11 protein-coding genes are annotated in these 10,654 nt (G+C 70.9%); 7 read left to right on the plus strand and 4 right to left on the minus strand.

The window, feature by feature from the left end; genetic code table 11:
- The first annotated feature begins 270 nt into the window (after positions 1-270).
- Genes ACFW2Y_RS31335 through ACFW2Y_RS31345 form a run of 3 tightly spaced genes read left to right on the plus strand, consistent with a single transcriptional unit; the run spans position 271 to position 2,898 of the window.
- A complete protein-coding gene (locus ACFW2Y_RS31335; RefSeq protein ID WP_384885842.1) occupies positions 271-1,173 on the plus strand; it encodes a sterol desaturase family protein in 903 nt (300 codons plus the stop codon).
- Positions 1,170-1,814, plus strand: a complete 645-nt coding sequence (locus tag ACFW2Y_RS31340; protein WP_384885843.1) for a lysoplasmalogenase — start codon at positions 1,170-1,172, stop codon at positions 1,812-1,814. The genes ACFW2Y_RS31335 and ACFW2Y_RS31340 overlap by 4 nt, the downstream gene beginning before the upstream one ends.
- A gap of 40 nt (positions 1,815-1,854) precedes the next feature.
- Positions 1,855-2,898 carry a zinc-dependent alcohol dehydrogenase family protein gene (locus ACFW2Y_RS31345; RefSeq protein ID WP_384885844.1) on the plus strand — a complete coding sequence of 348 codons (1,044 nt, stop codon included), beginning with the start codon at positions 1,855-1,857 and terminating at the stop codon, positions 2,896-2,898.
- Between the two features lie 102 nt (positions 2,899-3,000).
- On the opposite strand, the gene ACFW2Y_RS31350 is transcribed toward ACFW2Y_RS31345, so the two are convergent.
- On the minus strand, positions 3,001-4,311 hold the full coding sequence (locus tag ACFW2Y_RS31350) for a CoA transferase (protein WP_384885846.1): 1,311 nt from the start codon (positions 4,309-4,311) through the stop codon (positions 3,001-3,003).
- Positions 4,312-4,393: 82 nt separating this feature from the next.
- A complete protein-coding gene (locus ACFW2Y_RS31355) occupies positions 4,394-5,932 on the minus strand; it encodes a S8 family serine peptidase (protein ID WP_384885848.1) in 1,539 nt (512 codons plus the stop codon).
- A gap of 273 nt (positions 5,933-6,205) precedes the next feature.
- On the opposite strand from ACFW2Y_RS31355, the gene ACFW2Y_RS31360 reads away from it, so the two are divergent.
- The 3 genes from ACFW2Y_RS31360 to moaA all read left to right on the plus strand — a co-directional run bounded on the left by ACFW2Y_RS31360 (position 6,206) and on the right by moaA (position 9,333).
- Positions 6,206-6,580 (plus strand): DUF485 domain-containing protein, encoded by a 375-nt coding sequence (locus tag ACFW2Y_RS31360; protein WP_384885850.1) that lies wholly within the window; start codon positions 6,206-6,208, stop codon positions 6,578-6,580.
- The gene (locus ACFW2Y_RS31365; protein ID WP_384885852.1) at positions 6,577-8,202 is read left to right on the plus strand and encodes a cation acetate symporter; all 1,626 of its coding nucleotides are present in this window, start codon (positions 6,577-6,579) and stop codon (positions 8,200-8,202) included. The genes ACFW2Y_RS31360 and ACFW2Y_RS31365 overlap by 4 nt, the downstream gene beginning before the upstream one ends.
- A 141-nt stretch (positions 8,203-8,343) precedes the next feature.
- On the plus strand, positions 8,344-9,333 hold the full coding sequence (gene moaA, locus ACFW2Y_RS31370) for a GTP 3',8-cyclase MoaA (RefSeq protein ID WP_384885853.1): 990 nt from the start codon (positions 8,344-8,346) through the stop codon (positions 9,331-9,333).
- A 27-nt stretch (positions 9,334-9,360) separates the two neighbouring features.
- On the opposite strand, the gene ACFW2Y_RS31375 is transcribed toward moaA, so the two are convergent.
- Both ACFW2Y_RS31375 and ACFW2Y_RS31380 read right to left on the minus strand, forming a co-directional pair.
- Positions 9,361-9,582 (minus strand): hypothetical protein, encoded by a 222-nt coding sequence (locus ACFW2Y_RS31375; RefSeq protein WP_384885855.1) that lies wholly within the window; start codon positions 9,580-9,582, stop codon positions 9,361-9,363.
- Positions 9,583-9,811: 229 nt separating this feature from the next.
- A complete protein-coding gene (locus tag ACFW2Y_RS31380) occupies positions 9,812-10,144 on the minus strand; it encodes a DUF3099 domain-containing protein (protein WP_384885856.1) in 333 nt (110 codons plus the stop codon).
- Positions 10,145-10,313: 169 nt separating this feature from the next.
- On the opposite strand from ACFW2Y_RS31380, the gene ACFW2Y_RS31385 reads away from it, so the two are divergent.
- Positions 10,314-10,589 (plus strand): GlsB/YeaQ/YmgE family stress response membrane protein, encoded by a 276-nt coding sequence (locus tag ACFW2Y_RS31385; RefSeq protein ID WP_384885857.1) that lies wholly within the window; start codon positions 10,314-10,316, stop codon positions 10,587-10,589.
- Positions 10,590-10,654: the final 65 nt, after the last annotated feature.

Consider the following 10,654-nt stretch of genomic DNA (forward strand, 5'->3'; position numbering starts at 1 on the left):
CTCCGCGTAGCCTCTCCACCTCACCAAGATCCACAGACCGCAGCATGCGTCGCCGCAACCATCGAAATCAAATCAACCTAACGAAGTACTACTAGCGGAACGCTCCGAAAGCGGCTCCGTCCGTCCGGAGGGCGGCGAGATCCGCGAAACGCGGCCCGGAGAACCCCGCTGCTTGTCGGAAGGTGCCAAAGCTTGCTGACAAGCCGTCTCGCATACTTGTTGGTAACAACGTCTAGCCCTCCTCCGGTCCGCGCCTCTACCGTCGACGGCATGCCGAACCTGCCCGATGTCGTGCTCTGGTCCATACCGGCGTTCGTCCTGCTCACCGTCGTGGAGATGGTCAGCCACCGCATCCATCCCGACGAGGACGCCGCCGGGTACGAGGCCAAGGACGCCGCCACCAGCGTCGGCATGGGGCTGGGGAGCCTCGCCTTCGACGCGCTGTGGAAGATCCCCGTGGTCGCGATCTACACCGCCGTCTACGAACTGACCCCGCTCCGCGTCCCCGTCCTGTGGTGGACGATCCCGCTCATGCTGCTCGCGCAGGACTTCTTCTACTACTGGCAGCACCGCGGACACCACGTCATCCGCATCCTCTGGGCCTGTCACGTCGTCCACCACAGCAGCCGGAAGTTCAACCTCACCACCGCCCTGCGCCAGCCGTGGACCAGCGTGACCTCCTGGCCCTTCTACCTGCCGATGATCGCCCTCGGCGTGCACCCGGCGGCACTCGCCTTCTGCTACTCGGTGAACCTCGTCTACCAGTTCTGGATCCACACCGAGCGGGTCGACAAGCTGCCCCGCCCCTTCGAGTACGTCCTCAACACCCCTTCGCACCACCGCGTCCACCACGCCTCCCAGGGCGGCTACTTGGACCGGAACTTCGGCGGCATCCTCATCCTCTGGGACCGGATGTTCGGCTCCTGGGTGGCGGAGACGGAGCGACCCGTCTACGGGCTCACCAAGAACATCGAGACGTACAACCCGCTGCGCGTCGCCACCCACGAGTACGCCTCCATCGCCCGCGACCTCCGGGCCGCGCACGGCTGGCGCGAACGGGTCGGACGGGTCTTCCGCGGGCCCGGCTGGCAGCCCTCCGCCCCCCAGGCCCCGGAGGTCGCCCCCGCAGCCCCGGAAGCCGTCCTCCCCACCGCCCCGGAGGCCGCCGCGTGACCACCGCCCCCGCCACCGCCCGCGCCCTCCCGACCGCCGCCTCCCGCGCCCTGCTCGCCGCCTTCGGGCTCGCGGCCGTCGTCGACCTGGTCTCCCTGCTCGCCGGGGCCGAGCTCGGCCACCAGATCGCCAAGCCGCTCCTGATGCCCCTCCTCGCCGGGTACGCCCTGACCCGCAGCGCCCCCGGGCCGCTGGTCGCCGCGCTCCTGTTCGGCTGGGGCGGCGACGTCTTCCTGCTCTCCGACGCGGACTGGGCCTTCCTCGTCGGCATGGGCTCTTTCGCCGCCGGACACGTCTGCTACCTCGTCCTCTTCGGCCGGGGGCGCACGTCCCCGGCGCTCGGCGCCCTGTACGGAGTCGTCCTCGTCGCCACCGTCGCCCTCCTCTGGCCCGACCTCCCCGCCGAGCTCCGGATCCCCGTCGCCGGCTACTCGCTCCTGCTCACCGCAATGGCCTACCGTGCCGGCGCGCTCGGACTCCTGGCCGGCCTGGGCGGCACCCTGTTCCTGTTGTCCGACACCCTCATCGCCACCGGCGTCGCCGACTGGCCCCAGCTCCCGGCCCCCGACTTCTGGGTCATGCTGACCTACGCGGCGGCGCAGTACCTGCTGACGGTCGGAGGGCTGCGCGATGTACGGTGAACGTCGTATGACCGCCTGACAGCAAGGACCGCCTCCCCCCATGCGTGCCACCACCATCCACGCCCCGTTCGACATGCGCGTGGAGAACGTGCCCGACCCGGTGATCCGGGACTCCACGGACGTCGTCCTGCGCGTCCTGCGCGCCTGCATCTGCGGCAGCGACCTCTGGGCCTACCGCGGCGAGTCCGCCCGACAGCCCGGCCAGCGCATCGGCCACGAGTTCCTCGGCATCGTCGAGGCGGTCGGCTCCGAGGTCACCGGCTTCGCCGCCGGCGACCTCGTCGTCGCCCCCTTCGTCTGGTCCGACGGCACCTGCGAGTACTGCGCCGAGGGGCTCCAGACCTCCTGCCCGCGCGGCGGCTTCTGGGGCTCGGTCGGCTCCGACGGCGGCCAGGGCGAGGCGGTGCGCGTCCCCTTCGCCGACGGAACCCTCGTCAAGCTCCCCGCCGAGGCGGCCTCCGACGACCGGCTCCTGACCGCACTGCTCGCCCTCTCCGACGTCCTGGGCACCGGCCACCACGCCGCCCTCGGCGCCGGGGTGAAGCCCGGCTCCACGGTCGCCGTCGTCGGCGACGGGGCCGTCGGTCTCTGTGGCGTCCTCGCCGCCAAGCGGCTCGGGGCCGAGCGGATCATCGCGCTCGGTCGGCACATCGCCCGCACGGACATCGCCCGCGCCTTCGGCGCCACCGACGTCGTCGCCGAGCGCGGCGAGGCCGCCGAGGCCGCCGTCCGCGAACTCACCGGCGGCCAGGGCGCCCACGGCGTCATCGAGGCGGTCGGCACCGAGCAGTCGATGCGCACCGCGGTCGCGATCACCCGCGACGGGGGCTCGATCGGTTACGTCGGCGTTCCGCACGGTAGCGGCACCGGCCTCGACCTGTCCGTCATGTTCGACCGGAACATCGCACTGCGCGGCGGCGTCGCCCCGGTGCGGGCGTACATCCCGGAACTCCTCCCGGACGTCCTGTCCGGCGCGATCGACCCGTCCCCGGTCTTCGACCTGACGGTCGACATCGAGGGCGTCCCCGACGGCTACCGGGCCATGGACGACCGCACGGCCCTGAAGGTCCTGGTCAAGCCGTAGCCCGGCGCCGTCCGTCACGCGGACGTCCACCCGCCCGCGCCGCGGGCCCGGGCGGGCGGGACACCGTGCGGTGCCCCGGACCGGGGCCGACCGGTACGGCCGTCAGGCCCCCGGCCACTCCGGTGCATCGGCCCCCGCGAGGCCCGGGGGACGCGTCCAGGAGGAGGGGCCGCCCTCGTAGGACACCGGTGACAGGGCGTGCCGGAGGCGTCCGAGCGGTCCTTCCGACTCCGTGAGGTACCGCTCGGGCTCGTACCGCGGCAGCGCGTGCGTCAGCCAGTGCCCCGTCTGTGCCAGCGCCACCCGGACGAGCCGGCTCCCGCCGTCCCGTTCCTGCTCGGTCAGCGACCGCAGGACCGCCGCCGCGAGCAGATAGCCCGTTCCGTGGTCCAGGGCCTGGGCGGGCAGCGTCCCGGGTTCCTCGGCTGAGCCCTCCGTCACCGCGATGCCCGTCGCGACCTGCACCAGCGAGTCGAAGCCGCGCCGGTTGCCCCACGGGCCGTAGTCGCCCCAGGCGGAGAGCCGGGCGGTCACCAGCCCCGGCCGCTCCAGGTCGAAGCGGTCGAGCGCGCCCGGCCGGTAGCCCGTCACCAGGACGTCGGCCGCGTCGAGGAGTTCGTCGAAGGTCCGCCGGTCCGACGGCCGGTCCAGGTCCAGGGCCGCGGTCCGCTTCCCGACGTCCGTATCGGCGTGCTGGTCGGGCAGTTCGGGCCTGCCCGGCGGGTCGATCCGCAAGACGTCCGCACCGAGCAGCGCCAGTGACCGGGTCGCGACGGGACCGGCGATCACCCTGGTGAGGTCCAGGACCCGCAGCGGGCCGGTGCGCCGCCGTGGCGCGGCCCCGTCGAGCCGTTCCCGCGTCAACAAGGGCCGTGCCGCGACCTTCCGCCCCTGCTCGCCCGCTGCCCACTCCTCCGGCGTGCGCAGGGCGACGGCCAGCCCCCCGGCCGCGTACACCGCCGTCTCGACCTCGACGGCCCTCCGCCCGCCGATCGCCGCCTCGACGGCCTCGACGGAGTCGGCGACGTCCAGCGCGGTGAGCAACGCCGCTTTGTGGTGGGGGTAGTTGGCATGGGTGCGGACCCATCCGTCGGCGGCCCGCCAGAAGCGGGAGAGCGGTGCGAAGTTGACCGGGGCCCGTCCGTCGATCCGCAGGTGACGCTCGCTCACGAAGGCCGTGGCGACGGCGCCGTCGTCGATCCGCACCGGTCCCGGAAGCCCCGCGCGCTCCACCGCGGCGAGCGCACAGACCGCAACGGTCGCCCTGGCCAGGTCCATCACGGGCAGCCGTGCGGGCAACAGCCCGGAGACCCCGCCGTACTCCACCCGGTCGACGTGGGCGGGGTCGCCGTCGAGGGCCGACCACAGCGACTCCGTACCGGTGCGCACCCCGTTGTCCATGACTTCGTCCATGGGGGGCACTATCGCACCGGACGGCATGCGAAGGGCCCCGGTGTGGCGCACCACACCGGGGCCCTCCCCGTGGCCGTACCGCTTACTTCACGGCGTCCAGGGCGTCGACCATGCCGGCGCCGTAGAAGCCGTTCTTGTGCTTGCCGCCCTCACAGACGGCGTCGACGGTGCCGTCGCCGTTGATGTCGTACGGGTTGGTGCAGGCGTGGTCGTCGGCCTGCGCGTACAGCAGTGCCTTCAGTGCCGCCGGGCTCGCGTGGGGGTGCGTCGACTTGAGCAGCGCCAGGACGCCGGCAGCGTGCGGCGAGGCCATCGACGTACCGGCCTTGTAGTTGTAGCCGCCGTTGACCGTGGTCGACAGGATGCGGCCGTTGACCGCCGGGGCGTCCGGCGTCTGGTACTCGGTGCGGTCGCCACCGGGCGCGGCGATGTCGATCACGCCGAGGCCGTAGTTGGAGTACGACGCCTTCAGGTCCTTGGCGCCGGTCGCGGAGACCGTCACCACGCCCGGCAGCATCGCCGGGTAGTCGAAGCACTCCCGCGGGTTGATGTCACGGCTGCCCGGGGTGGAGTCGTTCGGGCTGCTGGTGTCGGTGATCGTGTCGGCCGCCAGGTCGAACCTGGAGTTGCCGGCCGCGGCGACGTTGACCGTGCCCTTCTTCTCCGCGTAGCGGGTCGCCCGGGTGACCGCCTCGATGAGGGCCTTCTGGTCCTCGTCGGTCTTGCAGGCGAACATCCAGGGGTCGGTGTAGTAGCTGTTGTTCGTGATGTCGACGCCGTGCTCGGCCGCCCACACGAAGCCGCAGACCACGGCCTCGGTGTAGAAGTAGCCGTCCGGGGTCGAGACCTTGATGCCCGCGACCTTCACGCCGGGCGCGACGCCGGTGATGCCGATGCCGTTCTTGGCGGCGGCGATGGTGCCGGCGACGTGCGTGCCGTGGTCGCTCTCGCCCTCCATCGGGCGCCACGAGCCGGCGGTGGTGTCCGGCTTGCCGGACACGCAGTTGGCCGAGGCGGCGGCGTTGAAGTTCGGCGCCAGGTCCGGGTGGGTGTCGTCCACGCCGGTGTCGATGACGCCGACGGTGACGCGCGCGCTGCCGAGCGTCTTCTGGTGGGCCTTGTCGGCCTTGATGGCCGGCAGGTCCCACTGGAGCGGCTCGAACGGGTCCTGGTCGTCGGAGGCGGCCTCGGCGGCGGCCTTGGCCTCGGCCGCGGACAGCGTCTGCGCGCCCTCGTCGACGGAGTCGTCGGACTGGACGGAGAGCGGGGCGTGGCGGGTCGCACCGGCCGACACCACGCCGCGCGCCTGCCGGATCGTCTTCGCGAACTCGGGGTTCTGCGAGTGGACGACTATCACGCCTATCTGGTCATACGAGATGACCACTTCGCCGCCGGCGGCGGCAATCGCCTTCTTCACCGAAGCGGCGGTCCAGCGGCCCCCCGCAACGTTGACGACGTACGAGAGCTTGGGGCCGTTGGTCGCCGTGGTGGCGACCGCCGGGGCGTCACTCAGTTCCGCGGCGGAGGCGGCGCCGGAGGGAAGGAAGCCGAGCGAGGCCGTGAGCACGAGACCAGCAGGCAGAGCAAGAGCTCGGCCGCGCCTCGATCCCAGATGAGCCATGGGTTCTCCACATCATCCGTATGTACTGTCCGTGCGCGGGTTTGCGCGCGGACAGGTGCATGACGAGTGAAGCTATCGCTGATCTTCCCGAAGCTTCAATGAGTTGAGAAGACTTCATGAAGATCTGTTCGAAGAAATCCCCCGTATGAACCGCTTCGCTTCCGTTTCCGTGCCGTTGGGCAGGGGAGGGGCTCCGCCCGGAGCCCCGATTCCCGCACCCCTGGTGAGGACCCCTTGACCATGTCGCCCGCCCCCGCGTCACGAGGAGAATCCGTGGCCACCGAAGCACCGCCGCCGCCCAGAAGCGGCACGGACGTCGACGCCGGTTCCGTCCGGCCCACGACGGAGGAGTTCGTCACCGTGCAGGAAAGCGCGGAATTCGGCGAACTGCGCCGCACCTACCGCTCGTTCGCCTTCCCCTTGACGATCGCCTTCATCGCCTGGTACCTGCTCTACGTGCTGCTCTCCAACTACGCGGGCGGTTTCATGGGGACCCGGGTCTTCGGCAACGTCAACGTGGCGCTCGTCCTCGGCCTCGGCCAGTTCCTCACCACCTTCCTCATCGCCTGGCTCTACTCCCGGCACGCGGCGAACCGGCTCGACCCCCGGGCCGACGCCATCAGGAACCGCATGGAGGGCGACGCATGAACACCCCCGTCCTGCTCGCGGCGGGCAACGCCACCACCGAGCACCGTCCCCTGATCATCGCCCTCTTCGGCGCCTTCGTCCTCGCGACCCTGGGCATCACCGTCTGGGCCGGCCGCCAGACCCGCAGCGCCGCCGACTTCTACGCCGGCGGACGCCAGTTCACCGGCTTCCAGAACGGTCTGGCGATCTCCGGCGACTACATGTCCGCCGCGTCCTTCCTCGGCATCGCCGGAGCCATCGCCCTCTTCGGGTACGACGGCTTCCTCTACTCGATCGGCTTCCTCGTCGCCTGGCTCGTCGCCCTGCTCCTGGTCGCCGAACCGCTGCGCAACTCCGGCCGGTTCACCATGGGCGACGTCCTCGCCTACCGGATGCGCCAGCGTCCCGTCCGCACCGCCGCCGGCACCTCGACGATCGTCGTCTCGATCTTCTACCTGCTCGCCCAGATGGCGGGTGCGGGCGTCCTGGTCTCGCTCCTGCTCGGCATCACCAGTGACGGCGGCAAGGTCGCGATCGTCGCCCTGGTCGGGCTCTTGATGATCGTCTACGTGACCATCGGCGGCATGAAGGGCACCACCTGGGTGCAGATGGTCAAGGCCGTCCTGCTCATCGCGGGCACGCTCCTGATCACCTTCCTCATCCTGCTCAAGTTCCACTTCAACGTCTCGGAACTGCTCGGCGCCGCGGCGACCAACAGCGGCAAGGGCGGGGCGTTCCTGGAGCCCGGCCTCAAGTACGGCGCGACCGCCACCTCCAAGCTGGACTTCCTCTCGCTCGGCATCGCGCTCGTCCTCGGCACGGCCGGCCTGCCCCACATCCTCATCCGCTTCTACACGGTGCCGACGGCCAAGGCCGCCCGCAAGTCGGTCAACTGGGCCATCGGCATCATCGGCGCCTTCTACCTGATGACGATCGTCCTCGGTTTCGGCGCCGCCGCCCTCCTCAAGAACGGCGACATCACCGCCTCCAACAAGGCGGGCAACACCGCCGCCCCGCTCGCGGCCCTGGAGATCGGCGGCGGCGCCGACTCCACCGGCGGCGCGATCCTGCTCGCCGTCATCTCCGCCGTCGCCTTCGCGACCATCCTCGCCGTCGTCGCCGGACTGACCCTCGCCTCCTCCTCGTCCTTCGCCCACGACATCTACGCCAACGTGATCAGGCGCGGAAAGGCCACCGAGGAGGAAGAGGTCAGGGCCGCCCGCTGGGCGACCGTCCTCATCGGCGTCGTCTCCATCGCACTGGGCACCCTCGCCCGCGACCTCAACGTCGCCGGCCTGGTCGCCCTCGCCTTCGCCGTCGCGGCCTCGGCCAACCTGCCGACGATCCTCTACTCCCTCTTCTGGAAGAGGTTCACCACCCAGGGCGCGCTCTGGTCGATCTACGGCGGCCTGGTCTCCGCCGTCGTCCTGGTGCTCTTCTCGCCCGTGGTCTCCGGCAAGCCCACGGCGATGCTCAAGACGGTGGACTTCCACTGGTTCCCGCTGGAGAACCCCGGCCTCGTCTCCATCCCGCTCGGCTTCCTGCTCGGTTGGCTCGGCTCGATCCTCTCCAAGGAGGAGCCGGACAAGGGCAAGTACGCGGAGCTGGAGGTCAAGTCCCTCACCGGAGCCGGAGCGCACTGAACCGCCTGAGCTCCGCCGGCCGCGTCGTATGGTTCTACGACGCGGCCGCGTCGGTCCTCGTGACAATCTGCCCTGCTCGTTGTCGGCGTGCTCGCGTAGGCTCGGACCACAGGCATCCGGAATTCAGGGAGGGGGCCCACAGTGCTCATCGACACCTACGGCCGTGTGGCCACTGACCTGCGCGTCTCGCTCACCGACCGGTGCAACCTGCGGTGCACGTACTGCATGCCGGAAGAGGGGCTCCAGTGGCTCGCCAAGCCGGACCTCCTCACCGACGACGAGATCGTCCGGCTGATCCGCATCGCCACCACCGACCTCGGCGTCACCGAGGTCCGCTTCACCGGCGGCGAACCGCTGCTCCGCCCCGGTCTCGTCGGAATCGTCGAGCGCTGCTCCGCCCTGGAGTCCCGCCCGCGGATGTCCCTCACCACCAACGGCATCGGGCTCCGCCGCACCGCCGCGGCCCTCAAGGCCGCCGGCCTCGACCGGGTCAACGTCTCCCTCGACACCCTCCGGCCCGAGGTCTTCAAGACCCTCACCCGGCGGGACCGCCACCAGGACGTGCTGGACGGCATGGCAGCCGCCCGGGAAGCCGGTCTCACCCCGGTGAAGGTCAATGCCGTCCTGATGCCCGGGCTCAACGCCGACGAGGCCCCCGAACTGCTGTCCTGGGCGATCCGGGAGGAGTACGAGCTCCGCTTCATCGAGCAGATGCCCCTGGACGCCCAGCACGGCTGGAAGCGCGAGGGCATGATCACCGCCGGGGACATCCTGGAGTCCCTGCGCACCCGCTTCACCCTGACGCCCGAGGCCTCCGAGGAGCGCGGATCAGCCCCCGCCGAGCGTTGGGTCGTCGACGGCGGACCGCACACGGTCGGCGTCATCGCCTCCGTCACCCGCCCGTTCTGCCGCGCCTGCGACCGCACCCGGCTCACCGCCGACGGGCAGGTGCGCACCTGCCTCTTCGCCACCGAGGAGACGGACCTGAGGGCCGCGCTCCGCTCGGACGCTCCGGACGCCACGGTCGCGGAGATCTGGAAGAAGGCCATGTGGGGCAAGAAGGCGGGCTCGGGCCTCGACACCCCGGACTTCCTCCAGCCGGAGCGCCCGATGTCGGCGATCGGCGGCTGAAGCCGGGAAGGGGGAGGCGCCCGATTCCTAGGAAGGCCGGTCCTCGGACTCCCAGTCGTCCAGCAGGACCACGTCCTTGAGGAAGCCCCGTACGCCCAGGAACTGGGAGAGGTGCTCGCGGTGCTCCTCGCACGCCAGCCAGGTCTTGCGCCGCTCCGGGGCGTGCACCTTGGGGTTGTTCCACGCCAGGACCCAGACGGCGTCGGCGCGGCACCCCTTCGCGGAACAGATCGGATTCTCTTCGCTCACGGGACCGTTGATCATCGGATCATTGTCCAGCAAGGGCGATGCCGAGCAGCCACGGGGGGAGCTGCCCGGCATCGGTCCGTCGCTCCGACGGGGGATGCGGAGCGCGTAGGCAGTATGTCACGGCACATGGGGTGCGGTGCACCGGAACCTCATGATTGATCTGAGCTTTTCTTGAGCTTTCCGGCCACCGTCAGTGATCGATTCCGGCCGGACGGTCAGGAGCCCGGCTTCATGGACGACGGGCGTCGGCCCCCTCCGCCGTCTCGCCGGCGCCCAGCGCGGGGCGTACCGGGGGCGCGACGAAAGTGGAGGGAAGGGACGGGGCCGTCTCCCGGCCCGCATTGGCGATCACCACGGCGATGTAGGGGAGCACGGCGCCCAGCACCAGGGCCACGATGGCCACGTGGCGCTCCACGTTCCACAGGACGGTCGCCGCGATCACGGAGAGCGTCCGGACGCCCATCGAGATCACATAGCGCCGCTGCCGCTTCCGCACGTCCTCGGCGAGGCCCTGCCGGGCCCCCGTGATCCGGAAGACCTCGGCCCCGCCGCGCTTCGGCATCGCCGTTCACCACCCACCGGTCGTGCCGGACGCTCCCCGGTCCGGACCTCGTTCCACCGTACGCCCGCCCCGTGGTGCCGACGAGGCCGGGGCATGTACGGCGCCGTCCGACGTGCGCCGTACGGTCGACGGGTCGAGACTGGGCGCACATGCGCACAAGGAGGCGGCGATGAGTTGGTTGTGGGCGATCATCGTGGGGCTTGTCCTCGGTCTGATCGCGAAGGCGATCCTGCCCGGGAAGCAGCAGATCCCGCTGTGGCTGACGATCGTGTTCGGCATGCTCGGCAGCGTGCTCGGCAACGCGGTCGCGACCTGGATCGGAGTCAACGACACCCGGGGCATCGACTGGACCCGGCACCTGCTCCAGCTGATCGGCGCCGTCGCCGTCGTCGGTGTCGGAGACATGCTCTGGGCCGCGCTCAAGGGCAACAGACAGCGGGCCTGACCGGCGCGAGAAGCACGCGAGGGGCCCGGTGCCGCGCACGAAGCGCGGCGCCGGGCCCCTCGCAC

Source organism: Streptomyces sp. NPDC058877, from assembly GCF_042742855.1.
Taxonomy (GTDB): domain Bacteria; phylum Actinomycetota; class Actinomycetes; order Streptomycetales; family Streptomycetaceae; genus Streptomyces.

Coding starts and splice junctions, on each gene's coding strand:
- ACFW2Y_RS31365 (WP_384885852.1), top strand. CDS start 6,577: ATGAACACCCCCGTCCTGCTCGCGGCGGGCAACGCCACCACCGAGCAC.
- ACFW2Y_RS31335 (WP_384885842.1), top strand. CDS start 271: ATGCCGAACCTGCCCGATGTCGTGCTCTGGTCCATACCGGCGTTCGTC.
- ACFW2Y_RS31350 (WP_384885846.1), bottom strand. CDS start 4,311: ATGGACGAAGTCATGGACAACGGGGTGCGCACCGGTACGGAGTCGCTG.
- ACFW2Y_RS31380 (WP_384885856.1), bottom strand. CDS start 10,144: ATGCCGAAGCGCGGCGGGGCCGAGGTCTTCCGGATCACGGGGGCCCGG.
- ACFW2Y_RS31355 (WP_384885848.1), bottom strand. CDS start 5,932: ATGGCTCATCTGGGATCGAGGCGCGGCCGAGCTCTTGCTCTGCCTGCT.
- ACFW2Y_RS31385 (WP_384885857.1), top strand. CDS start 10,314: ATGAGTTGGTTGTGGGCGATCATCGTGGGGCTTGTCCTCGGTCTGATC.
- ACFW2Y_RS31345 (WP_384885844.1), top strand. CDS start 1,855: ATGCGTGCCACCACCATCCACGCCCCGTTCGACATGCGCGTGGAGAAC.